22 protein-coding genes are annotated in these 25,360 nt (G+C 45.6%); 10 read left to right on the top strand and 12 right to left on the bottom strand.

Annotated elements, in window-relative coordinates:
* The first annotated feature begins 340 nt into the window (after window positions 1-340).
* Window positions 341-1,720: a cysteine--tRNA ligase gene (cysS, locus tag HC752_RS12840; protein ID WP_190335558.1), complete on the top strand. Its 1,380-nt coding sequence runs from the start codon at window positions 341-343 to the stop codon at window positions 1,718-1,720.
* 33 nt (window positions 1,721-1,753) lie between these two features.
* Here the strand turns inward: cysS and HC752_RS12835 are convergent, their stop codons facing one another.
* The gene (locus HC752_RS12835) at window positions 1,754-2,671 is read right to left on the bottom strand and encodes a sterol desaturase family protein (protein ID WP_190335557.1); all 918 of its coding nucleotides are present in this window, start codon (window positions 2,669-2,671) and stop codon (window positions 1,754-1,756) included.
* Window positions 2,672-2,704: 33 nt separating this feature from the next.
* On the bottom strand, window positions 2,705-3,733 hold the full coding sequence (locus HC752_RS12830; RefSeq protein WP_190335556.1) for a DUF2804 domain-containing protein: 1,029 nt from the start codon (window positions 3,731-3,733) through the stop codon (window positions 2,705-2,707).
* A 225-nt stretch (window positions 3,734-3,958) separates the two neighbouring features.
* On the opposite strand from HC752_RS12830, the gene HC752_RS12825 reads away from it, so the two are divergent.
* Window positions 3,959-4,993, top strand: a complete 1,035-nt coding sequence (locus HC752_RS12825; RefSeq protein WP_190335555.1) for an AraC family transcriptional regulator — start codon at window positions 3,959-3,961, stop codon at window positions 4,991-4,993.
* A 26-nt stretch (window positions 4,994-5,019) separates the two neighbouring features.
* On the opposite strand, the gene HC752_RS12820 is transcribed toward HC752_RS12825, so the two are convergent.
* Window positions 5,020-5,586, bottom strand: a complete 567-nt coding sequence (locus HC752_RS12820) for a histidine phosphatase family protein (RefSeq protein WP_190335554.1) — start codon at window positions 5,584-5,586, stop codon at window positions 5,020-5,022.
* A 208-nt stretch (window positions 5,587-5,794) separates the two neighbouring features.
* On the opposite strand from HC752_RS12820, the gene HC752_RS12815 reads away from it, so the two are divergent.
* Window positions 5,795-6,370 carry a TetR/AcrR family transcriptional regulator gene (locus HC752_RS12815; RefSeq protein WP_190335553.1) on the top strand — a complete coding sequence of 192 codons (576 nt, stop codon included), beginning with the start codon at window positions 5,795-5,797 and terminating at the stop codon, window positions 6,368-6,370.
* Between the two features lie 16 nt (window positions 6,371-6,386).
* Here HC752_RS12815 and HC752_RS12810 read toward each other — a convergent pair whose 3' ends face one another.
* Complete coding sequence (locus HC752_RS12810) at window positions 6,387-6,824, bottom strand: VOC family protein (RefSeq protein ID WP_190335552.1); 438 nt, start codon at window positions 6,822-6,824, stop codon at window positions 6,387-6,389.
* 304 nt (window positions 6,825-7,128) lie between these two features.
* On the opposite strand from HC752_RS12810, the gene HC752_RS12805 reads away from it, so the two are divergent.
* Window positions 7,129-9,378 (top strand): S8 family serine peptidase, encoded by a 2,250-nt coding sequence (locus HC752_RS12805; protein WP_190335551.1) that lies wholly within the window; start codon window positions 7,129-7,131, stop codon window positions 9,376-9,378.
* Window positions 9,379-9,492: 114 nt separating this feature from the next.
* On the opposite strand, the gene HC752_RS12800 is transcribed toward HC752_RS12805, so the two are convergent.
* Complete coding sequence (locus HC752_RS12800) at window positions 9,493-11,070, bottom strand: S8 family peptidase (RefSeq protein ID WP_190335550.1); 1,578 nt, start codon at window positions 11,068-11,070, stop codon at window positions 9,493-9,495.
* Window positions 11,071-11,462: 392 nt separating this feature from the next.
* On the opposite strand from HC752_RS12800, the gene HC752_RS12795 reads away from it, so the two are divergent.
* Complete coding sequence (locus tag HC752_RS12795; protein ID WP_190335549.1) at window positions 11,463-12,392, top strand: bile acid:sodium symporter family protein; 930 nt, start codon at window positions 11,463-11,465, stop codon at window positions 12,390-12,392.
* A gap of 87 nt (window positions 12,393-12,479) precedes the next feature.
* Here the strand turns inward: HC752_RS12795 and HC752_RS12790 are convergent, their stop codons facing one another.
* Window positions 12,480-13,904, bottom strand: a complete 1,425-nt coding sequence (locus HC752_RS12790) for a sensor histidine kinase (RefSeq protein ID WP_190335548.1) — start codon at window positions 13,902-13,904, stop codon at window positions 12,480-12,482.
* Window positions 13,882-14,562, bottom strand: coding sequence for a response regulator (locus tag HC752_RS12785; protein ID WP_190335547.1), 681 nt, complete (start codon window positions 14,560-14,562; stop codon window positions 13,882-13,884). Before HC752_RS12785 ends, HC752_RS12790 begins: the two co-directional genes overlap by 23 nt.
* Window positions 14,563-14,722: 160 nt before the next feature.
* Between HC752_RS12785 and HC752_RS12780 the strand changes: the two genes are divergently transcribed.
* Complete coding sequence (locus HC752_RS12780; protein ID WP_190335546.1) at window positions 14,723-15,220, top strand: GlcG/HbpS family heme-binding protein; 498 nt, start codon at window positions 14,723-14,725, stop codon at window positions 15,218-15,220.
* 198 nt (window positions 15,221-15,418) lie between these two features.
* Window positions 15,419-17,113, top strand: coding sequence for a S8 family peptidase (locus HC752_RS12775; protein ID WP_190335545.1), 1,695 nt, complete (start codon window positions 15,419-15,421; stop codon window positions 17,111-17,113).
* 420 nt (window positions 17,114-17,533) lie between these two features.
* On the opposite strand, the gene HC752_RS12770 is transcribed toward HC752_RS12775, so the two are convergent.
* Genes HC752_RS12770 through HC752_RS12750 form a run of 5 tightly spaced genes read right to left on the bottom strand, consistent with a single transcriptional unit; the run spans window position 17,534 to window position 22,229 of the window.
* On the bottom strand, window positions 17,534-18,283 hold the full coding sequence (locus tag HC752_RS12770) for an HpcH/HpaI aldolase family protein (RefSeq protein WP_190335544.1): 750 nt from the start codon (window positions 18,281-18,283) through the stop codon (window positions 17,534-17,536).
* A 15-nt stretch (window positions 18,284-18,298) separates the two neighbouring features.
* Complete coding sequence (locus HC752_RS12765; RefSeq protein ID WP_190335543.1) at window positions 18,299-19,705, bottom strand: TRAP transporter large permease; 1,407 nt, start codon at window positions 19,703-19,705, stop codon at window positions 18,299-18,301.
* A gap of 15 nt (window positions 19,706-19,720) precedes the next feature.
* Window positions 19,721-20,263 (bottom strand): TRAP transporter small permease subunit, encoded by a 543-nt coding sequence (locus HC752_RS12760; RefSeq protein WP_190335542.1) that lies wholly within the window; start codon window positions 20,261-20,263, stop codon window positions 19,721-19,723.
* A gap of 2 nt (window positions 20,264-20,265) precedes the next feature.
* Window positions 20,266-21,015, bottom strand: coding sequence for an SDR family NAD(P)-dependent oxidoreductase (locus HC752_RS12755; RefSeq protein ID WP_190335541.1), 750 nt, complete (start codon window positions 21,013-21,015; stop codon window positions 20,266-20,268).
* Window positions 21,012-22,229 carry a mandelate racemase/muconate lactonizing enzyme family protein gene (locus HC752_RS12750; protein ID WP_190335540.1) on the bottom strand — a complete coding sequence of 406 codons (1,218 nt, stop codon included), beginning with the start codon at window positions 22,227-22,229 and terminating at the stop codon, window positions 21,012-21,014. The genes HC752_RS12755 and HC752_RS12750 overlap by 4 nt, the downstream gene beginning before the upstream one ends.
* A 140-nt stretch (window positions 22,230-22,369) precedes the next feature.
* Between HC752_RS12750 and HC752_RS12745 the strand changes: the two genes are divergently transcribed.
* The 3 genes from HC752_RS12745 to HC752_RS12735 all read left to right on the top strand — a co-directional run bounded on the left by HC752_RS12745 (window position 22,370) and on the right by HC752_RS12735 (window position 25,355).
* A complete protein-coding gene (locus HC752_RS12745; protein ID WP_190335539.1) occupies window positions 22,370-23,059 on the top strand; it encodes a FadR/GntR family transcriptional regulator in 690 nt (229 codons plus the stop codon).
* Window positions 23,060-23,244: 185 nt separating this feature from the next.
* Window positions 23,245-24,270 (top strand): TRAP transporter substrate-binding protein, encoded by a 1,026-nt coding sequence (locus tag HC752_RS12740; protein WP_190335538.1) that lies wholly within the window; start codon window positions 23,245-23,247, stop codon window positions 24,268-24,270.
* Between the two features lie 80 nt (window positions 24,271-24,350).
* A complete protein-coding gene (locus HC752_RS12735) occupies window positions 24,351-25,355 on the top strand; it encodes a Gfo/Idh/MocA family protein (protein ID WP_190335537.1) in 1,005 nt (334 codons plus the stop codon).
* Window positions 25,356-25,360: the final 5 nt, after the last annotated feature.

Below are 25,360 nucleotides of genomic sequence, written 5' to 3'. Positions count from 1 at the left end.
AAATTAAAACACTTAATATCGTCATCTAAGATCAATATTAAGTGTTTTTTGCAATCCCCCTACGCATTGCAATTCTGCCTCATCTCGATTAACTTAACCGCATGACTTCAATATTCGCGATGGCTCACCAATCTTGTTGTTGCTGTAGATCTTTCATCTACGGCCGCTTTCGCGTATTTGCCACCGAGTCATCACTAAAAACGGGGTACCACCAATAACCCGTTGATACAAAAAAGACTCCCACGAATTCCAAGGCCGTAGATGATTCCATCTACGGCCTTTTTGCATTTGTTTATTTATTAGGGTCTGTACTAATAAAACCCGACACAAGGATTGAATTATGGCTCAGCCAACACTGGAATTGTTTAACACTATGAACAGGGAGCTCATGCCTTTTACCAGCATCGAGCAAAAAAAAGTTGGGCTGTACGCCTGTGGTCCAACGGTATACGACTACGCCCATGTAGGTAACTTGCGCACGTATTTGTTTGTGGATGTACTGCGCCGCGTGCTCTACATCAATGGGTACGATGTTCACCACGTCATGAATATTACCGACGTCGGTCATTTGGTGTCGGATGGAGACACGGGGGAAGACAAAATGGAGAAAGGGGCTCGCAAGCAACAAAAGTCTGCTTGGGACATTGCGACCTATTTCGAAGACGCCTTCTTTCAAGATTTTAAACGGTTGAACATTCTTGCCCCTTCCACTACTTGCCGAGCAACCGAGCACATCCAAGAGCAAATAGCCTTCATTCAAACTCTGGAAGAAAAAGGGTTCACCTATCAAACTGGCGATGGTGTCTATTTCGATACAAACAAGTTGCCTGATTACGGCAAACTGGCAAAGCTGGATAAACAAGGTTTAGAAGCCGGTATCCGAGTGGATATGGGAGAAAAGAAGCGACCGACCGACTTTGCACTATGGAAATTCAGCGGAAACAAACAAAGACAAATGGAGTGGGAAAGCCCATGGGGAAGAGGCTTTCCAGGTTGGCATATTGAGTGCTCTGCCATGGCAGAGAAATATCTAGGTGAAGTGTTCGACATTCATATTGGCGGGGAAGACCATATCCCCGTTCATCACACCAATGAAATCGCCCAATGCCAAGCGAAAAATGGTCACGTTCAAGCCAACTTTTGGCTACACGGTTACTTTCTAAAAATAGACAACGAGAAGATTTCCAAATCCGGAAAATCTCTGCGTTTAGAGAGCTTGCTAGAGCAAGGGTTTGATCCATTGGCTTACCGATATTTGGCACTCACTAGCCACTATCGTAGCCATTTAAGCTTCACTTGGGACAGTTTGAAAGGCGCGCAAAAAGCCCTCAATCGATTGAGAGCAAAAGTCGCCGCTTTACCTGAGGGTGGTCACGTCGACGAGTCATTCAAAAACGCATTGTTTGAGCACATCAACCGTGACTTAAATATGCCGAAGGCATTGGCTCTGGTATGGGAGGTATTAGATAGCTCAATCTCGCGTAGCGACAAGAAAGCCACGTTGCTGTATTTCGACCAAATCTTCGGCATTGACATAGACAAAGTGGAAGAAGTCGCCATACCCAAACACATTCTAGAGCTGGCAGAAAAGCGCACAATACTTAAAAAACAGGGGAAATATGAAGAGGCAGACGCTATTCGAAACCAGATCTGGGCGCAAGGGTATCAGGTGAAAGATACAGGACAACAATCAACCGTCACCAAGCAAGATCCGAAGTAGCCTAAAGTGTGGGGTCACCTGAGCGCAAGCGAGCTAATGCTCTGCACGTTGTTTCTTTGACTCTGCTTTCTTTGGCTCTGCTCTCTTTGCCGACGCGATGGGCGTATCGCTCGGCGGAGAAAATAACGCCTTGAAACGTTGCTGTACCGACAGGTCTTTTTGGCTGGCTTCTTTAAACATGTCTCGCCATTCATGAAACGTCACCACCAGCGGATTAAAGCTGTTTACGGGTTTAGAAATACCATAGCGCACCGTTTCAACTTCAGGCTCAAAAGTGCCGAACAGCTTATCCCAGATGATCAATACACCCGCATAGTTTTTATCAATATATTGCGGGTTTCGACCATGATGCACACGGTGATGCGATGGCGTATTAAATACAGACTCCAATATGCCGAGCGTACGTACCCATTGCGTATGAACAAAGAACTGTAAGCCTAAGTTTAACAACACCACAAACACCACCCACTTAGGATCAAACCCGATGATCACTAATGGCAACCAAAATACCCACATTCCGGCTAAAGGGTACATAAAGCTTTGTCGAAAAGCCGTACTGAAATTCATCCGCTCCGAACTGTGGTGTGCCACATGCGCTGCCCACATCCATCGAATTCGGTGGCTTGCTCGGTGAAACCAGTAATAACAAAAGTCCTGCAATACCGCTAATACCAGAAAGCTCGCTAACCCCATTTCAATATCCAGTAAACGCCAACCAAACAGCCACAAGTAAAGCTGAGCCACCATTAACCCGGTCAGCAAGTCGGCAAACTGGTGCATCCCCGCAAGGGCAACATTGCAGGCGACTTCCGGGAGTTTATAGGCCGCATTGTCTGGTAACTTTCCTTTTTTCTGACCGATAACATATTCCACCAAAATACAGACAATAAACAAAGGCGCTAATGCGATAAGCAACCATTCTGGATGGTGAATAAGGGAGTCTATGTCCATGAGTTCGTCCTTATCTGCACTAGCACATCGAACCTACCAGCGCGCGAAATGGTCTTCCGTTAATCCAAGTACCTCATCGAGATGATGCACTTGCCCGTGATTATCTTTAATAGATCCAGAAAATTGCCCAACAAACTGCCTAAAATTGCTTTTTAGTAGCCAAAGATCCAGCTTCTCGCTGCGTTTGTTTAATGGTTTAAAAACCAAATCCACACAGCCATCTTCAGAGAAAACTCGCCAATGTTGGTCGATGTTGTCTTGATCAGAACTATCGCGGTCAAACTCAAAATGCACATTCGAAAGAAAATGCCTCTCGCCGTTTCGCCACAACACATTTTCGCAGCTTCCCGTTTCATTCACCCCTGCCGCGAGGTTTAAACCGAAAGTGGCTTCACCCAAACAAGCATTGATACTTGCCCAACGCCAACTGGTTTCACGCCGCATATACCCTGCAGAAAAGTCGTACCCTGCCAATGCAGAGTCCAAAGGCACTGACTGACCATCTACCGCCAAGGATCCCTGAACCGATAGCGCGTTGTGTTTTTGGGTGTATGTCCAACCGGTGTAACCCGTAGGCGTACACATCGCCAAGGGTAAGCTTCCACTGGGGGCAGACAAGGTTAAATCGGCTTTGATGTTTTTGGTGTTCAGCTTTACCTGCCAACTGCCTTCAAAAAGATGGAACTGAATCTGCTTAGAAGCTATGTGAGCAAAGCTCGTATAAGGCGACGATGCCGTTGCGTAGCCACAATTCAATGGACGTAACCAGTTGTTTTCTATCAGTTCATTTTTCTCGATATCGTAGACATAACAAAACGCCGATCCTAGATAGCGAATATCTGCAATCGCTACCCCAATAACGTAGCGATCGGTAATCACACTGACAAACTGAAACTGCTTATAGTGGAAATACCGCCTCAACGCCGACGCTTTTCTATCCATGGTGTTACGGTAATCAAACTCCTCGATTGCGAGTTGTTTGGGTATGCCATCAAACTGCCCATATTGAGGCTTACCATTCGCGGCAATAAGTGTTTCAGGTGCAAGGCGCGTTACGATCATTTTCAAACCAGCATAGTTTACATACTGTTAACAGTTTGGCGGGAAACGCCCTTTTATAGGAGGTTAATTTCGGACATGTTCCACATTCGCTTCACAGTTTCAGCGTGCTATCGTCTAAATCCACCAAACCTCACTATTCCGAGGAGGCAATGTAAGAAAAGGCACACTCCCAAATGGCAGCGTTGTTTGTGTATACTGAAGAAAACACAACAAAGTTCAATCCTAATGGCCATTATTGCCGAATACTTTCCTACTGATCACCGCTACCAACTGGGCACGCTGGATGTTGCCTTGTTACTTAGTGTGTTGAACGAACGCGGCATTAACACCACTCCACTCTTGAAAAGCACTGGGCTGGAAAAGCTGGATTGGCAAAACCCGCAATGCCAGATTACGTATTCCGATAAATTGGTGCTGTTTGGCAAAGTGAACCGCATTTGGGGCAATGATGGGCTCGGATTAACGCTGGGGGAACTCGCCAAATTTCGCCACTTTGGTGTTCTCGGCTACGCCATATTAAGCAGCCAATCCGTTGAAGAGGCAGTGAAAACAGGCTTTAAATACTTAAGATTGAATGGTCCCGTTTTTGCGGTAAAAGTGACGAATGACGACGATATTGCGAGTATTCGCATTAAAAACACCTTAGATATTGGGGAACTGCTGCCATTTTGTACCGAATATTTTTTAAGTGCCATTGCCTCCTTATTTGAAGAAATGACCAACGTTAAACTGGACACTATTGATTTGCACTTACCTTATGCCGAGCCTACCTACGCCGATCAATATCAAGATCGATTCCGTTGCCAAACTCATTTCAATAGCACTCAATTTGAGCTTCGATTTGATGCCAGCATCTTGCAACGCCCTTTAAAGTCGCACCATTCTGACACGCTAAAGACATGCCTTAAATCGTGTGACGCCATCATGAATACACTGGAATCGCCTCACTTACTCACGAATCAAATTAAGGCGATGTTGTACCAGAGTGCGGGGGGCTTTCCCTCTATAGAAGACATCGCAGCCCACTTTGGCTGTTCTTCAAGAACCCTTCGCCGAGACTTAGCCAAACACGACACTGGCTTCCAAGCCCTGCTCAACCAAGTCCGCTGCGAATTGGCGAAAGAGTATTTGATTCATACCGAATTATCCGTCGATGAAATTGCCCATCGGCTGGATTACAGCGACGCCACCAATTTCAGACGAGGCTTTAAAAACTGGACCGGAAGAACACCGCAAACGTTCAGAACATCAAAGCGTTAAACGCCTTGAATCCAACACGAACAAATTCACTCCAAGTCTTTAACCAACCGAGTGACTCCCCAATAACCCGATCCACTGGATAACAATGTCCAGCCACGACGTTTTAGCTCCGCAGCGACAAATCTGTTCGCCAGCCCATGCCCAAATATTGCCACGCTAGGTTGTTCTCGTGATTTTTCTTCGATGAGATCGACAGCTTTCGTTAACCGTTTCTGACCAGAACGTCTCGATTCGCTCTTTCCCACAATGTTCATATACCAACTTAGGCGAGAAAATAATAACCACTTATTCACGGAAAACCTGAATGGCCAATCAAAACAAGGAATGTCAAACTCCCTTAATTCCTTTAGAACACAATCGGCTTCTTTGTGGGTACAAAGCCTAGCCGAATGCAAGGCTCGATTAAGATCGCTGCTTACCGAGTAACTGTTTTCTATCTCCAACTGTAACTCTGTAGTCGGCACGCTTTTGGTATCCACACCAGATAAATCATAATCACGCACCCATTTTTTAAAGCCTAACGCATCCACAACAACATTGGATGCCGAACTCGGCTTTCCATGCCTAACCATCACTATTTTCAATTGTTCCATCCTACTTTCCACTTTAGTTGTTACCCGTAAACACAGGTACTTCAGTAGGAACCACTACCCAGTGAGCTTTCTCTTGGATACACACTTGTATTCTTTGGCAATGACATTTCTCTTTATAACTGCTCACGTTTATCTCCCAATTAACTTGCTGCAAACGGGATACTAGGTAGCATATAAAATATGTTAAAGAACATATTTAAAAGAAACGATGCCATATACCAAAGCACATAAGCAAAAGAGCCGAGAAAAAATACTCAAAAGTGCCTTCCACCTTTTTTCACAAAAAGGGTTTGATTGCGTCACCATTGATAGGGTGATGGAAGATTGTGGCTTAACGCGAGGCGCATTTTATACCCACTTTTCAAGTAAGGCGGAGCTCTATAGCTGCGCATTGTCTCAAGGGGCAAGCGAAACACATTTGGTGCAGAGAAAACCGGATCACCTTTCCCCTCAAGAATGGGTCGAGTTACTGCTCAACACCTACTTCAGTATCGAACATGTAAAAGGCGAAACTCCTTGTCCTCTCGCGTTTTTCGCTACCGATATTTCGACAAAAAATTCTGAGGCGAAAACGACCTTTTCGGGTATCTATCAAAACATGAACCAGACGATTCTTAATTATGTTCGACGATACAAAGAGTGTGACGAAAATAAGGTGTTCGCCATTACGGCGTTGGCAATAGGCACTGTCGCCATTGCTCGCACCATGGAAGATGAACAAACCATTTTGGCACTCTTGTCTTCCAGCCGAAAAGAAGCGCACGACATGCTTGTCGCCATTTAACCAGTATTTAAGTTATTCAGTCCGTTGCAAACAGTTGGCTGTCAATGTCCTTAAACGCTTTGAATTCCAGTGCATTGCCGGTCGGATCATAAAAAAACATCGTAGCTTGTTCACCGGCTTGCCCCTTAAATCGCACATAAGGTTCAATCACGAACTCAACACGTTGTTCCTTTAAGCGAGTGGCAAGTGCCTCCCAATCCGCCATTTCCAGCACAACACCAATATGTGGAACGGGCACCGAATGGCTGTCGACTGAATTGTGATGCAAGCGTAATTTTCCGTCTTCGCCAATTGAGGGATCGAGATGGATCACCAATTGGTGACCGTACAAATTAAAATCCACCCAACAGTCGCTGCTGCGACCTTCGCTGCAATTTAATACCTCTCGGTAAAACTGGCGGGACTCTTCTAAATGACGAACAGGAATCGCAACGTGAAATGGCGTGAGTTTCATAAAATGTCCTTAACCCAAATCCTCAGTGAAGCATCATTCTATCTCTATTCTCTTCCCACAAACTTGAACAACCTATTCTTTTAGAAAAACAATTAAAATAATAACAATTATAAGTAATAAAAATATCAGAAGTAAAATAAAAACGACCGAGAAATATTAATAATATTTTTAATAAATCAATAAGTAAAAAAGTATAACCATTAAATATTATTACATATTTACTTACATCGAAGTGCTTTTAAAATAAGAAAACAAACTCATAATAAATACCAAATCATCGATACCTAAACAAATGACTTAATTTATGAAAAAAAACATTATATTGGTTTCATTAATAACAGGGGCTATATCGCCTAATGTTGTTTTTGCGGAAACACATTATGGTTTAAATGAAGAGTTCTTGAGCCGAATGGGCTTTATTTCCATGTGGGAAGATCCCAAGTTCAGCCATATTAAAGGGAAAAATGCTGTAATAGGAATGATGGAGACTGGGGTGCCGATTGAAGGGAGCCTCGCTTTCAACCCTAAGGTGATGCACACCTATCCAGGGGCATTCGAGGGGACATACCATGCATCTCACGTGGCTTCAACGATGATCGGGCATCAGAATGTAGACAGAAATGGCAAAAAGTCTGTTTTAGGAGCGGCACCTGAAGCTTCTCTCTATGCAACTGGCGTCGCCATCGTTGATGCTCATCAAGCCTTAATCAATCTGAGTAACACCACCAATATCTCCACACAGAATTTTTCTTGGGGGTATTCGGCAGGGGGAAATAACAAAGATGAAGAGGTTCAAGGTTTATATCAAAAAATATCTCATATTTATGATGATATCACTCATGCCAATTCAAACTTATTAGTGGCGATTGCATCGGGCAATGAATCTGGGTATGTCGCATCAGATGGCGCATCCAAAAATATCTTAAGTGTGGGTAACGCTCAAATCGCTGGAGAGGGGTTTACCATTTGGCACGACTCCAATGTCGGACCAACACGCGACGGCAGAATAAAACCAGAGCTGGTGGCATTTGGTACCGACATATGGGGAAGCACTTTTTATAAAGAAGACTACGCGAAAAGTATGGGGACATCGCATGCGGTTCCTTTTGTTTCGAGTGCCAGTGCCCTCGTAAAAGAGTATTCGAAAGAGCTTTATCACTCAGAAATTAATTCTGCCACCGTTCGAGCGCTTTTAGTTCATTCTGCTTCAGCACAAGAAACACAAGGGCCAAAATACCAGTCGGGTTATGGTTTGCTTAATACGCATCGCGCAATGCAAATACTGCACGACACCCAAAGTGGACATTCGATCATTATTGAGCAAAAAGACATGGGCGATGCCTTTGAATTGAACGTCACCAGTAATGGAAACCAACCCATCAGAGCAACACTCGCATGGGTGGATCCTGCGGGGCCAGTACAAGCACCAGGGGAAACGCATTCCGTACTGGTGAACGATCTGGACATTACGATCATCGACCCCGATGGAAACGCACACTACCCTTGGGTGCTTAACCCATACAATGAGACAGCGCCTGCACACCGAGCTCGAAACTCCAGAGACACATTAGAGCATGTCTTCATCCAAAACCCCGTTGAAGGTGAATATACCATCCGCTTAAATCAGCGCCTCACAGAGGGGGAGTTCCAACCATTTAGTTTGGTGGTGTCGGGCATTCAGCCCACGACCAATGCAGCGCCTGTCGTTAAACTGAACAGCGCTTCGAGTGTTGTCTCTAGAAGCGCCGCCATCAGCGAATTCAACATTTACAGCAGCTCGAACACCATTGCTCAAGACACGCTTTCTTTCAAGATCAATGATCGTACTGTTCACCACGTTCAATCTGGACTGCACCGATACCAGCTGGATTACCGAACACCCGATCAAGACTTCGTCATTGACGTTTTTAATAATGGAGAAAAGATTGGTGAAGAAAAGATCATAGTCACCAGCCCACGAGGAGCGGAAATTACCGTCAATACCGACACCATTCATAATGGCAATAATGTTCGTATTGGTTTTTCGGTAAACAACCTGAACAACGCGTTTGAATCCATGTCTGTCAGTGCGAAAATCAATGATTCCGTTGTCAACCTGACTCCTGTAGCACTGAATGATAACCGTTTTTTTGTAGCGTTGGATAACGTTTCACTCAACGACCATATTGAACTGTTTATTGAAATCCGAAGCAACGGTGTTCTAACGTCGTCACACACGCTTATTGATGTCGCTCCTAGTCGCTTGGGAGAATGGAAAAGCAGATTGGAGGATGGGATACTCTATATAAACGACGACAATACGTTGCAGGCGAGCGTCTCTCCCCTAGCTGAGCAAGTCACCTTGCACTATAGAAACAAACTCATGCAGATGCATAGCGTAGAAGGTCAAAGAATTGCGGGCACCGATGGTATTGTTTTTGATTTGAATGACCATCTAGACAACATCTGGGAGAACTTCATCGTATCGGTCACGATGAAGATGGATGAAAAGACCCATTACCTTCCAGCCGGTTATCTTCAAAAGAATGTCAACTTACCAGCTGTGTCGGACTAAGCGACGAAAAGCACCGTTCTAACCGAACGGTGCTTTTTTTATAAGTGAACATGTTTATAAGTGAACACGTTTATAAGTGAATGCGTTTATGAGTTAACTCTCGGTCTATTGACCTTAATAACTCGCTTTCAAGGTTACCCCCGTGGCTGAACTGTACCCTCTTAACATGATGTAGTAGCGGCCGCTATTCGTGTTAGAAACGGTGCACGTTTCGCTGTTGCCACTGCGGTATGGACGACAATCCCAAGAACTGGTCGTCGGTTTCGCACCAAAACGAGTGTACAAGTCAGCATCGCCCGTACCACCGCTTATTGTCACCGATAAGTATCGGCCAACAGGAACATCAATATAGTAGTGTTTTTCTTCACCACGATTCACACTGATATTGGTTACTGCGCTACCGTTTGTTAACTTGCCATCCCCTGGATTCGCGCAATCGGGTTCACAATTGCTGCCACTGAGACTATAAAGCAGTTTATTGACCGATCCTTTGGTATCTGTCACCTTACCTACTGTCGCACGTTGAGTGATTAAGTTAGAGACCTGAGCAGGAGAAAGGTAACGGTTTGCTTGTAAGTACAGTGCTGCTACACCCGCTACGTGTGGTGTTGCCATGGAGGTACCACTAATTGTTTTGTAGCTGCCGTCAAACCAAGCCGATTTAATACTGGAACCCGGTGCGAAGACATCCACACAGCTACCCCAGTTTGAAAAACTTGAGCGAGAGTCGCTGCTGGTCGTGGATCCAACCGTTACGCCACTTGCTACACGCGCCGGAGATGTATTACAGGCATCGGAATTTTCGTTACCTGCGGCAAGCATAAAGCTCACACCGGATTGAACGGCACTGGCCACGGCCTGATCTAATGCCAAGGAAACACCCCCCCCCAAACTCATGTTAGCCACAGACGGACCAGACGCGTTTGCCGCGACCCAATCTACACCCGCGATAACCCCAGAGGTAGACCCCGAACCTGTACAACTTAATACGCGCACACCCACAATATTGACGTTTTTCGCGACACCATATTGCGACCCCCCAATGGTGCCCGCAACGTGTGTACCATGACCATTACAGTCTGTTGCGTTTCTATCATTATCAACAAAGTCATAACCTGAAACGGCGCGACCACCAAATTCTGGGTGCGTGACGGTCACCCCTGTATCGATAACGTACGCCGTCACACCGGTTCCATCGTAGATGTAGCTGTAATTGCTGTTCAGTGGAAGGCTGCGCTGATCAATTCGGTCTAGCCCCCAAATTGCATTCCCTTGGTTGGCGTTGGCGGAAACCACAGGATCAATCGAAATGATGCGGTCTTGTTCAATAAATTCCACTCGCTGATCGGCACGCAGTGAACGGAGCTGCTCTTCCGATAGCGTTGCCACGAAACCACTTATTGAACGGTCGAACACTTTACCGACTTCCACGGCTTGCTCACTCACCAAACTGGAAACCGTTTGTTGCGTAAACAGTGGGATTGATTCAGGGTTACTCGCCACAGAGAAAGGCTGTTTCAGTACCACAATGTACTGGTTTTTCACCCCTTGGTTTTCAGGAGCAAACACCAATGGTGCCAGTGTTTGACCCTCCGATGTGAACCCTTGTTCTTCATCATTTTGCGCATGACCTGACGTTGAAATCACCGCGAACGAAGCGGCAATACAGTAACCTAGTACTTTCTTTAACATACTGTTTTCCTGTGGTTATTATTGATTATATGATTGATAAGTGCTTGTTATTGCTAACAGGCTTGAGAGTTCGAACACCATATGAATATGGTTTCATTTCAAAGTCCAAACTATGTGATAATGAAACTTATTGCACATTTAAATTGGAAGGAGCAGTAAAGTTTGGGATTCCTTTACCTTATTTTGTGGAAGATTTTCGGTCGGTTTCTATTACGATGAGACCGTTATCTAAAATAAAATTTATTACTCCACCAATGAAGAAATACGTGCTAATGCGTGAGAGAAAAATCAATAAGAGAGGCATTGCCACTCTGTTTTCAAATACGACCTATAAAAAGCACTTAATTCATTGAATTATCAAACATTTAAGTAAGATTACACCTATATTCACTATGCTTAACACAATCATCCATTGGTTTCCCTTATGGGCGACCTTAGGCTCCGTAGCGGCTTTTTTTGCGCCTCACATTTTCGTTCCACTGAAAAGCCAAATAGTCCCCTTACTGGCGATCATCATGCTTTCCATGGGGCTAACGCTTAAGTTTGAAGATTTCTATCGCTTGGCTTCTAACCTAAAAGCGATGAGTGTGGGTGTTTTTCTTCAGTTCTCGATTATGCCTCTCGCAGCATTCATCATCGCGTTAGCATTCAATATGAATGATTCACTAACCATAGGTATGGTGTTGGTAGGCAGTGTGGCGGGGGGCACCGCTTCGAATGTGATTTGCTATCTTGCAAAAGGGAACGTCGCGTTATCGATCACCATGACCACGGCCTCAACCTTGCTCGGTATGGTAGTCACGCCATTTCTCGTCGATCTGTTTTTGGGGATCAAAGTCGATGTGCCTGTGACTCAAATGGTATTGAGCCTTGTTAAAAGCGTACTCGTGCCCGTTAGTATTGGCATATTGCTCAATCACCTATTCCATAAACCCATCGAACAACTCAGCCCAGTATTACCCCTAGTTGCCATGGCGGCGATTGTGCTCGCGATTGCGATCATCGTTGCCTTAAACCGACATCAAATTGCCAATGTTGGTGCAGGGGTGTTATTCGCGGTAGTGATTCATAACAGCATTGGTCTGATTGCGGGATACAGCGCTTGTCGGTTGTTAGGGTTCGACAAAAACACCTGTAACACCATTGCTATTGAAGTGGGGCTACAAAATTCTGGGTTAGCCACTGCCCTCGCGCTCAAGTTCTTTACGCCGCTTTCTGCACTGCCCGCTGGCATTTTCTCGATTTGGCACAACCTTTCGGGGTCCGTTCTGGCGTATTTTTGGTCGCAAGAACACCGGCACAATCCAACGACGAAAGTTTGAAGGGGAAGGAATCGTCCTAATTCATAAAAACATCAACCGCTAGTGAGGGTCTGTTGCTAGCGGCTGACGCACTTGCTAACGCATCATTTACGCTTCTGCTGTTTCTAACACAATCCTAAAGCAGCTCCCTTTGCCGGCTGCCGACTCCACAGAAATAGACCCATTTAGGCTATCTATCATGGCTTTGGTTAATGACAGCCCTAGCCCATAGCCTCGGGTTAAGTTTCGGCTTTCATCAACGCGGAATAAGCGCTTAAAAATCAGCTCGTGGAATTCAGGCTCAATACCAATACCGGTATCTTGAATGGAGATTTGGTATTGCCGCTGAGTATTGATGGACGTAGAGAGGGTGACTGTTCCCCCTTCTGGCGTGTACTTCAGCGCGTTATCTAACACGTTAACAATAATCTGAGTCAGCTTATTGGCGTCCGCTTTGGCTAATTGGCTATCCGCCAGTTCCAGAGTCAACGCAATGCCGTTCACCTCGGCGATGTCTTCATACCAACTGGCGACTGTTTTTACGATGGTATTGGGGTCAACGCTTTCCAATAAGGTGGGCTTTTTCCCTGTCAGTTCGTCATTGAGCTTCATCAATGCAGTGAGCAAGTTATTGGCTTGAGTCGAATTCTCAGCACAATCACTCAAGGCTCTAGTCAGCAGGGTATTCGCTTTTGTCAGCTGTTCTGGCATTGGATCCGGATTAGGAAGAGACAGCGCTTGTTCCGCCGTTAAATGAATGCGAGTCAGGGGGGTACGCAAGTCGTGTGCAATGGCGTCCAAGGTTCTGTCGAGCGTAGTGATGCAGGTCGTCAGCTTGCTCAACATGTTATGAACACTGCTGTAAAGCAAAGAAAATCCACCGCTGGCAGCGGCTTCTTGAGTTTGGGCAATCTCACTCAAATTGCCTTCATCTAAACGTTGAATGTCCTTGGCTAAATGAGACAACGGGCGCAGTGTTTTGGTTAACAAGCGATGCACCAACAACGCGGTGATCAACGCCATCAGCACCACGGAAAAGCAGGTGATCAACCAATTTTTGAACGCCGAAGCATAACGAGAATTCAAATCCACAATCAGCCGAAACACCTGTTGTTTACCCTTCAATTGAATGGCTAAATGTGGCTGAGTAAGAAAATAGATAAAGCCCTGAGCATCCCAATCCACAACGGCTTTGTCTAGCCCGTACATGGGGAATTCATCCCCCGCTAAATAATTCAGTACGCCTTGTTCATCCGACAGATACACCGCGATATGGTTTTCAAACAACCGTTGTTGGTTGGATTCGATCACATGCACCAGTTTTTCGTCCGACTCGTAGGTGAGAATGCGTTGGTACTCCGTTGATAAACTGTGCAAGTATTTCTTTTCTTCTTTGTATGAATCAAAGAAAAACACCACACCGATCAGCAATAAGATCACCACTAAGCCCCCAAGCAGCAAGCTCATAAACTGGGCAAACAGCTGCTTTTTGGCTTGTTGCAGCGCTAACTCAATGTTCGGCTTTGAGGACATAACCCACCCCGCGAATGGTATGAATCAGCGACGAATCAAAGCCTTTATCCAACTTAGCGCGTAAACGGCACACCAACACATCCACCACGTTGGTTTGAGGGTCGAACTGATACCCCCAAACCGATTCCAAAATATTGGTTTTCGATAACACCCTTTCTGGGTTCTGCAACAGCAAATACGCCAGTGCGTATTCCCGTTGATTGAGGGTAATCGCTTTGCCACTACGTGTGACATTTCGCTTGAGCGGGTCAAGCTCCACATCGCGATATTTTAGGGTGTTGTTTGGCGTGGTAGAGACCGACATTCGGCGCAATAGCGTTTGACAGCGCACCAGTAATTCACTGAACGCAAACGGCTTTATCAGGTAATCGTCTGCGCCTGCTTTTAGCCCTTGCACCCTCTCTTCTACTGAATGTTTGGCACTTAATATGATAACAGGCATGGTGTGCCCTTCGCCGCGCAATTCCGAAAGAATCTGAAAGCCATCTTTCCCAGGGAGCATAATGTCGAGAATCAGAATATCGAACGGTTCGCTCTTAGCGAGATGCGCGCCATCTAATCCATTGGCGGTGTGAGTAACGCTGTACCCTTCCTGCTCTAAACCTTGAATCACAAATTCAGCGATAAAGCTGTCGTCTTCTATGAGTAACACTCTCACACTGGCTTCCTTTTTCTTGCCCTACGGGGAATATTCTAACCGTTTTTTTGCGGATAAATTGAACATTACAAGTTTGTAATCTTGGTGAAAGCATTCCGTAATCCCCCTTTTTATATGATGGCTTCGTCAAACAAAAACCGCCAATAATGAGGAAGAAAAAATGAACATCAAACACACTGCTATCGCTGCTGCACTTACCGTAACTGGGCTGATGAGCGCGAATGTTTTCGCCGCAGAAAGTAAGACCGTGAACGTCGCTAATATTGCTTCACAAACCGCGTTTAAATTAGCGATGGAATCGGTGAACCAATGTCATTCACAAGGTTACCGCGTGAGCACCACGGTTGTTGATACGGCGGGGCGCGTGGTCGCCCAGCTGCGTGCAGACAATGCAGGCACTCACACGCTAGAAAGCTCACGTAAAAAAGCGTTCACCGCAGCCAGCATGAAACAACCAACAGCGAACCTAATGAAAACCATTTCAGAAAAACCCATTCTGCAACCGTTAAAAGACATGGACGACAACTTGTTGCTGTTAGCAGGTGGCATTCCACTCAAAGTGGATAACCAAATCATCGGCGCAATTGGCGTAGGTGGTGCACCGGGTGGTCACCTTGATGTCGCCTGTGCAGAAGCCGCGATTAAGAAAGTTCTGTAACATACTGAGCTCCCGATAACCATGATGGTCATCGGGAGATACCCATCTCACATTTGAGACTTGGTTATATTTTTATATAAAATACATAAAGTTATGGAATCGTATGCTCATTTTATAAATTTAACCAATGAAATTCTGTTTTATTCTGATTATTTTCTGTGCAGTGATTGGCCACATGATTAATAAGAAGGATATAACATGAATAAAGGATATAAACATTCAGTGCTCATCGTCGCCGTTACCGCTTGCTGTAGCTTTTCCACCTTTGCTCGTAACGGGGAAGACCCTACCAACTCGCCTTTTATCCAACGTGCGAAAGGCACCATCGTTGAAAATTACGATTCTCAAATCGTCCAACCTACTGAGCGTTATCGCAACCGGTTCAGCGACCCAGAGGATCACCGCAACGATTGGTTCAATGCATCGCCAAACTCTTCAGAGATTCATGGTTCTGGCATCGATTTTGTTTACGGCCACCTTATGCCACAACTTAAACCACAGCCTATCATCGTCGCGGTATTGGATACAGGCGTGGATATAGAACACAAAGACTTAAAAAATAAGCTGTGGACAAACGAAGATGAAATTCCAGACAACGGCATAGATGACGATGGCAATGGCTACATTGATGACATTCATGGTTGGAACTTCTTGGGGAACTCATTTGGGGCCAATATCATTTACGACACCAAAGAAGTGACCCGAGAGTACAAAAAATACCTCAGACTTCAGGCGGCAGGGTACTGGATCCCGCCGTATATGAAAGCCTATTACCAAAACGTGGAAGCCAACTATTTATACTCTGTCGCTTACAACCAAGAAGCAATAGTTAGGCTTTATGACGTCATTGATCAAGCAAATCAGCACAAAGCCAATATCTTAGCCGTCATCGAGCACACCGATTTCTCGAAAAAAGGGCTTAAGGAATTGCTGACTCATTCCGACCCTACAGTGGTTACTGCTGCGCAAGAACTGATTACCTTATTTGAAACCTTTTACTCTTTTGATGGTTTAAACAGGCTTGAAAGCGACATTCAAGCAGCCATTAACTACCACTACAACTTAGACTTTGACCCTCGCAGAGACATCGCTGTAGACAACCCATACAACCCTTGGGAAAGAGTATACGGTAATAACGATTTATTAGGTGGTAAAGAAGATCATGGCACGAACGTGGCAGGTATTATTGCCGCAGAGCGTGGAAATGGTGTAGGCATAGATGGTATCGCAGATTACGCGCAAATCATGGTATTACGCGTATCACCACATGGGGATGAGCGCGACAAAGACGTCGCCAATGCGATTCGTTATGCGGTCGATAACGGCGCAAAAATCATCAACATGAGCTTTGGTAAGGGCTACTCACCTCGCAAGTACCTTGTTGATAACGCGTCCCTCTATGCTGCCAGTCAAGACGTATTGCTTGTTCACTCTGCGATGAACGATAGTAAAGACCTCGACATTACAGTAAGTTATCCAACCCGATTCGTGCCGCACTATGGCGCTATCCCAACGTGGATTGAGGTCGGTGCTTCTTCAAAGTTTGCCGATGAAAACTTTGTTCTTGATATCAGTAACTTCGGGCAAGAAACGGTTGATATATTCGCACCTGGTGACGATATATTATCTACCGGGGTGGACAACGATACCTCCAAGTTTGATGGCACAAGTCAGAGTGCAGCGGTTGTTTCAGGCGTGGCGGCATTGGTTTGGTCTCGATACCCAGATTTATCGGCAATAGAGCTGAAAGAATTGCTGATGAACCACTCAACAAAGTATCCAGATCTGTTGGTTAAGAAACCCTCCGCTCCGGAAGAGCTTGTCCCATTCAGTAGCCTGTCTATTTCAGGTGGCGTAGTGAGTGCTGAAGCCATTTTCGCAGAATTGAATTAAACGGGTGTGGAAAGCCATTCTTAAATGAGTTGATGTATGGAATAACAACGCCCGATACGCTGTATCGGGCGTTGTTATTTTCACTTTCGGTCAAGCTTTTTGCTAGGACGCAGGATGCGTAAACAAACGAGAAAAAGCTCACCGTCTTTGTCGACGGTTACGTAGTTCAATACTCCAAAATCAACGACTGACAATTCAGCAAACAGAACGTATTGAGTTCGTTAAACGGACATTAAGTCGGAGCGCCAGTGGGCTGTCATTAGATAAGTGGGTTGTCATTAGATAAGTGAATTGTCATGGGATAAAAGAAGTGATGTTAACCATACTTACCAGCAGGCAGCTCGTATACAAATAAAAAAAAAGTCCGCAGGGGCTGCGGACAAATATCGACTAAGTCAATACCAAAAACCACAGACAATGTTATCTGAAGTTACCTACCAACTGTTGAGCAGAATTCACGAGTAAAGAAAGGTCGCCTCCAACGCCAACTAGCTGGCATCCAGACTGAATACATTTCTGCGCGAATTGTTGATCGAAAGTCAGCAAACCATTGGCTTTACCAGCTCTTTCTATTCGGGCAAGAGCGTCTCTCACCTTAGCTTGAACTTGCGGATGATTGGGTTGACCAAGGTGTCCCATATCAGCAGCCAAATCGGCTGGACCAACAAACATGCCATCCACACCCGGCACTTTCGCCATGCTATGAATGTGTTCGATGGCAGACACCGTTTCGATTTGGATAATGATGCCAATCTCATCATTAGCTTGCCGAGCATAATGAGCTCGCATGCCGAACCCACTTGCACGGGTGCAGCCAGACACCCCTCGAATGCCTTCTGGTGGGTAGCGAGTTGCCTGAACCAACTTTCTGGCTTCCTCTTCTGACTGGACATAGGGGAACAAAAAGTTGGTTACCCCCAGATCCAAAAGGCGCTTGATCTGAATGGGATCGTGACTATCTGGGCGAACAATCACATCGACATCTCCGGCACTGGCTGCTTGCAACAGCGGAACCATGTCTGAAAGAAAAATCGGTGAATGTTCCATGTCAATTAGCAGCCAGTGATAACCACAAGACGCCAGCGCTTGCACTTGATAGGCATTGGGAATGGATACCCATAGCCCTAAAAGTACGTCTCGGTTTCTGAGTTTCTCTTTAAGTGTACACATCACTCTCTACCTACTTTATTTCAATACTTCGGGGAGCCAAGTGGCTAGCGCTGGGAACAAGGCGATCAGCGCCAACCCGGTTAACTGCAACAATACAAATGGAACAATGCCTTTGTATATCTGCAGCAATGTAATTGATTTAGGGGCGGAAGCCTTGAGGTAAAACAGAGCCGTACCAAAAGGAGGCGTAAGGAAAGAACTCTGCAAGTTCACCGCCATCAAAATCGCAAACCAATATAGAATGTCGTAACTGTCGATGTGCTCGCCAAAATCCAAGCCCGCCACGATGGGACCAAACACGGGTAACAAGATAAGGCTGATCTCAATCCATTCTAAGAAGAATCCCAGCACAAACGTCATCAACATAATAATGCCGAGCACCTGCCAAGCACTTAACCCCGATGACTGAATCAGATTGATAACCACGTCGTCCCCGCCCAGCAAACGGAAAACGTAGGAGAAAGCCGTGGCACAAATGATGATGGCAAACAGCATGGCATTAGTCAGCGCCGTCGTTTTTACTGCCAGTGAAAGCGCGGACATGAATTCTTCATTGCGACTTTTGGTAGAAGCACCTTTTTCCAACTCAGGTCGCCGCTTGTTAATAACGACCGCGTAATAACCGAGCAATAAGGCACCAAACGCCCCAACGGCAGAGGCTTCCGTCGGCGTCACCCAGCCAGCCAGAATTGACCCCAACACTAAAGCCACCAGCATCACCGTCGGAACCAACTTTCCTAACGCCGACATTAATGACTCGTTGGTCGGGTTTTCGTCGGGTTTCGGCGCAAGTTCTGGTTTAATTTTGGCAACCGCCATAACATACATCATGTAAAGCATCGCGAGCAAAAGCCCCGGTAACATGGCCGACATAAACAATACACCAGCCGAAATAGACAACATTTCAGCCAATACAAGCAACATGATGCTTGGTGGAATAAGAATGCCTAAGGTTCCGGATGCCGCTACCGTGCCAGTAGCAAAAGAAGGGTCGTAGCGATTTTTGAGCATAACCGGTAAACAAAGTACACTCATCATGACGACCGAGGCACCAACAATTCCTGTTGTTGCCGCCAACACGGTGCCCATCATGACCACGGCAAGCGACAAGCCTCCCGGCACTTTGCGTAGCAAATATTGGCAAGCGGTAAGCAAGTCCCTTGCGATACCACTTTTCTCCATCATGCACCCCATAAAAATGAACAACGGTACAGCAGAGAGAACCATAGTTTCAGCAGCCGAGCCAAAGATTCTTGGCACGATTGCAAATAAGTTGATCCAGCTTAGATGATCCATTAAGACGGCGATTGTGCCAAAGATCCAAGCGATTCCGGCCATCACGAAGGCAACGGGAAGACCCGAGAAAATACACAGTGCCAAGGCAGTAAACATTAATACGGCAAGCGTTTCAGCTTCAAACATGACATAAATTCCCTGTTAATTGTTGTTATCGGCATGCGATTGGGATTGCGCAGGACTGATGATAAAAACCAATGATCGCATCGCGCCTGATATTGCCACCAATCCAAGGAGTGTCATGCAATATGGAATGATCAACTTGCTGATCCAGCGATAAGGTAGCCCTCCTGGGCTTGCAGACACTTCTCCCGCTTCAAATGCCCTACTAACGTATTCCATTCCGTAGTAGGTTAAGATGGCGCAATATGGCAAAAGAAAAACCAAGCACCCAATCAACTCAATCACGTGCTTAAGCCGATATGAAATAAATCGTTCGAGTAACTCAATACGGACGTGGGCATGTTCTATGTACCCCCACGCGAGACACGACGCCCAAAGTAACGCGTGCAAATGCCAAACCGTCTCTTGTATCGCAGCCGAGCCATACACCAAAAAGCGTCGGGTGATAACATCGGCTATGGACACGACAATCATGAGGATTACCAGCCAAGCACTTATCCGACCAACGTTGGAAACGAGCGCATCGATTCTGTTGGAGAATGCGAGTAATTTTTTCAGCATGATTACCTTCCCCCACTCACATCAATCAAGGTTCCAGCGACAAACGTCGCATTAGGAGAGAGTAAATAGAGGACAGCGTCAGCAATTTCTTCTGGCTTACCTGGGCGACCGATGGCGGTCCCTTGCATAATGGCGTTGAGTCGCTCTTCCCCACCGCGTTTTTCATGAGTCGCGGTAATCGTTGGACCGGGACGCACACCAACCACTCGAATTCCCTGAGGGCCCACTTCTTTTGCAAGCCCTATGGTAAAGCTGTCAATCGCCCCTTTTGCTGCGGCATAAAGAGTTCGCCCCGGCAACCCCCCTAATGCGGCTGCCCGTGAAGAGATGTTCACAATCACTCCACCGCTCCCCTCACTCATCTGCTTAACGCCTTCTCGGCAACATAGCGCGGTAGAAACAAAATTCAGATCGAGCAGTTCATGTATGTTTTCGCTCGAAAATTCGCGAATATAAATGTCCTTGCTTTGACCGGCGTTACACACCAAATGAGAAATGGAACCAAGCCCTTCGCGAACATTGTCGAACAACTTCACAACTTGGCTTTCTACCCGTAAATCCGCTTGAAAAATAGCGCCCCGACCTCCGTCACGCCTGATCTCTTCAAGAACCTGACTGGCCTTAGACACGGACTGATGATAGTGGATGGCCACGGTATAGCCTTGCTGGGCAGCCCGTTTCGCTATCGCGGCACCGATTCCCTGAGAAGCACCAGTGACTAAAAGCACGTTGGGATGTTCATGGCTGCTCATAACGATATTTCCCTAATAGTGAGATCCTTTCGCGACAAAAATTTATCGCTCAATCGAGTACCTAACCCAGCCCCAGACGTCGGCTGGATGTACCCATCCTCAATTATAGGTAACTCCGTTACGATCTCCTGATAGAAGCCATCAATATGAGAACGGACACATTCGCTGATTAAGGTGTTACTCTGAGACAAAGCAAGATGGTTGTTTGCGGCAAGTACAATTGGTCCCGTACAGTCATGAGGAGCAATAGTGCGACCAAAACTGTCTGCCAAAGCAGCAATTTTGCGACTTTCCGTCAACCCACCAACCCAAGCTATATCAAAGTTGGCGATATCAATTGCCCCTCGTGCAAACGCATCCCGATACCACTCTTTGGTTCCCATGCATTCACTGCCACAAACGGGCGTTGACACCTCATTGGCATACCGTTCCAAATCGTCAAGACGGTGCATTGCCATCGGTTCTTCGACCCAATACAAACCATACTCTTCGATGGCTTTGCCGATTTGACGTGCGGGTTGAGGCAACCATAGCCCATGAAGTTCTAGAAGGATGTCCATTTTGTCGCCGACCGCTTTTCGGATGCGCTCAATGGGTTCGCACGCTTGTTTAATGTCAGACAGCCGGATTTCGCGGCCTTGAGAGTTGTAGGCAAATCGGTCAAACGGCCAGATCTTCATTGCCGTGATGCCTTGTTCAAGCAAGCTCTCGGCCAACTCATCGGGGGCATTAAACTGAGCCCACAGGTCATCGCCAGTTTTAGGGGCATCCAAAAGTGACGATGGGTTAACGGTTTCGCGCCCAGCCCGGCTGATCGCGTTATATTGAGGGCTGGCGCAAGTGTTATAGACGCGAACCTTTTCATTAACCAACCCACCAAACAAAGTGTAAAGCGGGGCGTTAAGTGCCTGACCAACAATATCCCAGAGCGCGATATCAATGGCCGAAGTGCCTCTGGTCTCGACGCTTCGAGTCGGGTAACCACGGTAATAACTTCCAATACTGTGACGGAGTTGCCCAATCAGGTAATCCACTCTCATTGGGTCCTTGCCTAAAAGATAAGTCGCACAAGTTTCATGAATATGTGTCGCCACGGCTTCAGGATTGCGAAACGTCTCCCCAGTGCCCACAATACCTTCATCGGTATGAATTCGAATCCAGAGTATATTACTGAATTCCTTGCATTGAATTGTTTCAATTTTGATTATTTTCATCGAGATCCCTGTCGATTACTGCTAACTTGTCTAAAACAAGTTGGCTATCCTTGTTATAGTATCGAGTAAATATACCCTATAGTTGTCATACATTTCATGTCAACAATATTATTAAGCAAAATATGAATAAGGAGATCTGTATGGGACTTTCTGACCAAATTTATGATGAGTTACAAAAACGCATTGTAGAGGGAGTGTACTGCATTGGAGATAAAATACCTTCAGAATCCGAGCTTTGTGAGAATTTCTCCTCTTCAAGAGCCATTATAAGAGAAGCGCTTGCTCGGCTAAAAAGTGATGGTGTTCTAGAATCCAGAAGGGGCTCAGGTACTTTTATTGCTGTCACGCCTGACAAAGTTGTTAGACAATCCGCCAAAATATCCAGCCTAGCCGATCTTCAACACTGCCTTGAATTTCGGCGCTGCATTGAACCTGAAGCCGCTTATTTCGCTGCATTACGTGCCACCCGAGCAGAAATTCAAAGTATGGAGAAAGCACTGGCAAACTTAACAGCGGCTCTGGAATCAGGAAAAGTGGAAGAAAAAAGCGATTTTGCATTCCATAAATCGGTAGTAATAGCAAGCAAGAATGACTTTATAATTCAATCATATGAATCATTTTCAGAGCAAATTATAACGGGTATGAAACTGACGAGAGGGATGTCTTTAATGACAGGTCAACTGCGCCAAAAAAACGTGCTTGAAGGGCATAGAATGATTTACCAAATGATCATTGACCGCGACCCAAAAGGCGCGCGAGACGCCATGAGAGATCACATACTATCGGGCCAGTCTAGGTTGTTCTACGATATCAATCCCGAACAAAAATAGGTTAAAATTTAACCAAAAATATGTAGTATAAATGTTGACACACAACATGATTACTTTTACTCTCAGTGTTGTTACCGGAATGTTAATGCTCAATATCCTGAGCCCCTAACGTTGCAGTGAACGAACAATAAACATTTATTTGCTTTAAATGGAGAATAAAAGTGAAGACATATACAAGGACGATAATGTCACTTGCTGTTGCAGCAACACTCGTAACGGCTCCTCAGGCCCTAGCAAAAAAACAAGTCTGGAAAGTGCACAGCTCTTTTAGCACTTCCACCCCCATTGATGGACCCGCCTTGCAGCGCTTGGTTGATAACACCGCGCTGCTGTCTAACGGAGACTTTAAGGTTAAGGTTTTTGAACCTAACGCCTTGGTTCCTGCCACCCAATATTGGGAAGCCGTGTCAACCGGAGCCATAGACGCAGCGTTCGGTACGCCTGGGTATAGCCAAGGTGTGGAACCCGCTCTCGTGATGTTCTCGGCCGTTCCGTTCGGTCCGCAAGTGCCAGAGTATTTATCTTGGCTAATGTATGGCGGTGGTAAGGAGTTCTATGACAAAATTTTGGCTAAACACAACATGGTGGGTTTTTTCTGCTCAGTGAAATCCGCTGAAAGTGGCGGTTGGTATCCGAAACCAGTGGGTTCATTTGATGAGCTTAAAGGTAAAAAGTTCAGAATGTTTGGCTTAGGCGGAAAGGTACTGAACGAATTTGGCATCTCAGCCCAGCTTATCCCTGGTGGGGAACTCTACGCAGCGTTCGAACGTGGAACCGTTGATGCGGGCGAATACTCTATGCCCGCTGTCGATGAGCAACAAGGCTTCCAACGTATCATGAAACACCTCTACTTCCCTGCTTGGCAGCAACAAGCTAGCCTGAACGATCTGCTGATCAACAAAGATGCATGGGACAAACTCACTCCTGCACAGCAAGCGTCTATCAAGATGACCTGTGATCAAAACCTGACACGCACGCTGGCGGAAGGTGAATCACTGCAAGGACCGGCTATGGTTCGTCTTCGTAATAATGATGGTGTCACATTCCACCGCTGGCCGGATGAAGAAATCGCCAAGCTGAAAAAAGTTTGGGAAGACAAAGTTATTCAGGAAGAAGTCAAGTCTAGTGCCGCATTCAAAGAAATCTGGGAACACTACTCTGCTTACCGTGAATCGTATAAAGATTGGGGACAAAACGCCTTTATGTATTGATGCATAAACAGCTGTATCACTTCAAAGCTCACCGTGTTGAGTTTTGAAGTGACTTAATTTTTACAAATCAAGGTAAACACATGAACAACAGTAAACTCCAGATTGGGATCATTGGTGCTGGCGCGATCTCTGAATTCCATTTGCAAGCGTGGCGTCAATGCTCGGAAGCAAACGTGGTAGCGATCACCGATGTGAATCAGGAGAACGCCAAGGCAAAAGCCGACGCTTTTGGTATTCCCGCCATTTATGAGCGCGTAGAGGACATGCTGAAAAATGAACATTTGGACGCTGTAGACATTATCACTCCAGTAGAAACCCATGCGTTTTTGACGAAATTGTGTGTAAACGAAGGCATTGATGTTATTTGCCAAAAACCCTTAACACCCACGGCTAAGTTAGCCGAAGAGCTTTGCAACTACTGCGATGGAAAGGCTCGTGTGATGGTACACGAAAACACACGGTTTAAACCGCATTTCCAGAAGGCCAAACAAATACTTGAAAGTGGTGAGTTAGGCAGAATAAAAAGAGTCAATTTAACCGTCCGTAGTAGCGGATATTTTAGAAAGGATAGCGACGCTCTTCCTTTTTATTTAATGCGTCAGCCCTATTTATCTGAATTTGTATTGCTTCTTATATTTGAATCGCTTATCCATCACATAGATGTGTTGGCAAGCTTATTTGGAAAACTAAGCGTTATCTATTCCTCTGCTACGAATTTAAATACCACAGATTTATCTGGAGAAGACACCGCATTAATTTTATTTTCTAGCGAGGATAATACGCTTATTAGTTTAGACGGAAGTTTTGCGGCAGCGGGCTCTCCTTCTTTACCTGAAGACAAGCTAGAAATAATGGGAGAGGAAGGGAGGGCTGTCATTACTAATCATCATGTCACTTTATCAAAAAGAGACACTGACAGGACTGAAAAAATAGAAAATGAATATTCAATTCCTTTCCACTTAGCCACTCAGCATTTTGTTGACTGCTTAATAAGTGGAAAAGAATTTGAGACTTCGGCTCATTCAAATTTAGAAACGTTAAGGCTTGTCGAAAGTGTGTATGAAAAATTAGTGCACTTTAAATGATTAAT

Source organism: Vibrio sp. S9_S30 (assembly GCF_014694455.1).
GTDB lineage: Bacteria > Pseudomonadota > Gammaproteobacteria > Enterobacterales > Vibrionaceae > Vibrio.
This window is presented reverse-complemented; position numbering and strand designations above follow the sequence as displayed.

Excerpts from the sequence above, each read along its gene's own strand:
- HC752_RS12800 (WP_190335550.1), bottom strand. The coding sequence starts at position 11,070 with ATGTTAAAGAAAGTACTAGGTTACTGTATTGCCGCTTCGTTCGCGGTG.
- HC752_RS12825 (WP_190335555.1), top strand. The coding sequence starts at position 3,959 with ATGGCCATTATTGCCGAATACTTTCCTACTGATCACCGCTACCAACTG.
- HC752_RS12830 (WP_190335556.1), bottom strand. The coding sequence starts at position 3,733 with ATGATCGTAACGCGCCTTGCACCTGAAACACTTATTGCCGCGAATGGT.
- HC752_RS12765 (WP_190335543.1), bottom strand. The coding sequence starts at position 19,705 with ATGTTTGAAGCTGAAACGCTTGCCGTATTAATGTTTACTGCCTTGGCA.
- HC752_RS12795 (WP_190335549.1), top strand. The coding sequence starts at position 11,463 with ATGCTTAACACAATCATCCATTGGTTTCCCTTATGGGCGACCTTAGGC.
- HC752_RS12735 (WP_190335537.1), top strand. The coding sequence starts at position 24,351 with ATGAACAACAGTAAACTCCAGATTGGGATCATTGGTGCTGGCGCGATC.
- HC752_RS12835 (WP_190335557.1), bottom strand. The coding sequence starts at position 2,671 with ATGGACATAGACTCCCTTATTCACCATCCAGAATGGTTGCTTATCGCA.
- HC752_RS12740 (WP_190335538.1), top strand. The coding sequence starts at position 23,245 with ATGTCACTTGCTGTTGCAGCAACACTCGTAACGGCTCCTCAGGCCCTA.
- HC752_RS12770 (WP_190335544.1), bottom strand. The coding sequence starts at position 18,283 with ATGTGTACACTTAAAGAGAAACTCAGAAACCGAGACGTACTTTTAGGG.
- HC752_RS12790 (WP_190335548.1), bottom strand. The coding sequence starts at position 13,904 with ATGTCCTCAAAGCCGAACATTGAGTTAGCGCTGCAACAAGCCAAAAAG.
- HC752_RS12750 (WP_190335540.1), bottom strand. The coding sequence starts at position 22,229 with ATGAAAATAATCAAAATTGAAACAATTCAATGCAAGGAATTCAGTAAT.
- HC752_RS12815 (WP_190335553.1), top strand. The coding sequence starts at position 5,795 with ATGCCATATACCAAAGCACATAAGCAAAAGAGCCGAGAAAAAATACTC.
- HC752_RS12810 (WP_190335552.1), bottom strand. The coding sequence starts at position 6,824 with ATGAAACTCACGCCATTTCACGTTGCGATTCCTGTTCGTCATTTAGAA.
- HC752_RS12780 (WP_190335546.1), top strand. The coding sequence starts at position 14,723 with ATGAACATCAAACACACTGCTATCGCTGCTGCACTTACCGTAACTGGG.
- cysS (WP_190335558.1), top strand. The coding sequence starts at position 341 with ATGGCTCAGCCAACACTGGAATTGTTTAACACTATGAACAGGGAGCTC.
- HC752_RS12745 (WP_190335539.1), top strand. The coding sequence starts at position 22,370 with ATGGGACTTTCTGACCAAATTTATGATGAGTTACAAAAACGCATTGTA.
- HC752_RS12805 (WP_190335551.1), top strand. The coding sequence starts at position 7,129 with ATGAAAAAAAACATTATATTGGTTTCATTAATAACAGGGGCTATATCG.
- HC752_RS12775 (WP_190335545.1), top strand. The coding sequence starts at position 15,419 with ATGAATAAAGGATATAAACATTCAGTGCTCATCGTCGCCGTTACCGCT.
- HC752_RS12760 (WP_190335542.1), bottom strand. The coding sequence starts at position 20,263 with ATGCTGAAAAAATTACTCGCATTCTCCAACAGAATCGATGCGCTCGTT.
- HC752_RS12820 (WP_190335554.1), bottom strand. The coding sequence starts at position 5,586 with ATGGAACAATTGAAAATAGTGATGGTTAGGCATGGAAAGCCGAGTTCG.
- HC752_RS12755 (WP_190335541.1), bottom strand. The coding sequence starts at position 21,015 with ATGAGCAGCCATGAACATCCCAACGTGCTTTTAGTCACTGGTGCTTCT.